This window comes from Vibrio sp. 1727 (assembly GCF_033344415.1).
GTDB lineage: Bacteria > Pseudomonadota > Gammaproteobacteria > Enterobacterales > Vibrionaceae > Vibrio > Vibrio alginolyticus.
This window is the reverse complement of record NZ_JAWPOT010000695.1, coordinates 1-511: the sequence shown is the minus strand read 5'-3', so window position 1 is coordinate 511 and position 511 is coordinate 1. Positions and strand designations below refer to the sequence as shown.

Annotated in this window: 1 pseudogene; it reads right to left on the bottom strand. The window is 44.0% G+C overall.

The window, feature by feature from the left end:
• A pseudogene (locus R8O10_RS27665) lies at window positions 1-511 on the bottom strand (AraC family transcriptional regulator); the annotation flags it as partial.

Sequence of the window (511 nt, the reverse complement as noted above, 5' to 3'; positions counted from 1 at the left end):
AGTGAGACAATGTCCCGCCCCTCTTCTAACATCACTTTAACGGCTTGACCTCGGAAAGAGCGCTTGATGATGTTGGCAAAGATACTGTTGAAGATAACGTCCAGATTAAAACTCTCTAGAGCAATACGGCTAGACTTGTTCTCATCCTCTAACTCCACAGAGATCCCCGCTTTGGCAAAATCGTCTCGCCACACATCCACCACAGATTGCGTAATTTGGCTTAGGTTGTAGTTTTGACTGCCGTTACTCGCATCACCTGGAGCACTTTTAAGCTCATTCAGCTGCCAGTAAGTTTTTGATACGTGATCCTGTGTGATGGAGTCTCTCTCCATTGGCAATTTTGACGAGATATAATCGACGCTGGTTTTTATAGACTGAGCAACATGGTCAACTAATAGATTTCTAACCTGAATTTGCTTTCTTAACTGTTGGTTACTAGTCAATAATACGCGGCTTTGATGCCTTAACTGGTTGGTCTTTAGAGTGACCTGAGCAGCAAGCTCTCGGTTTG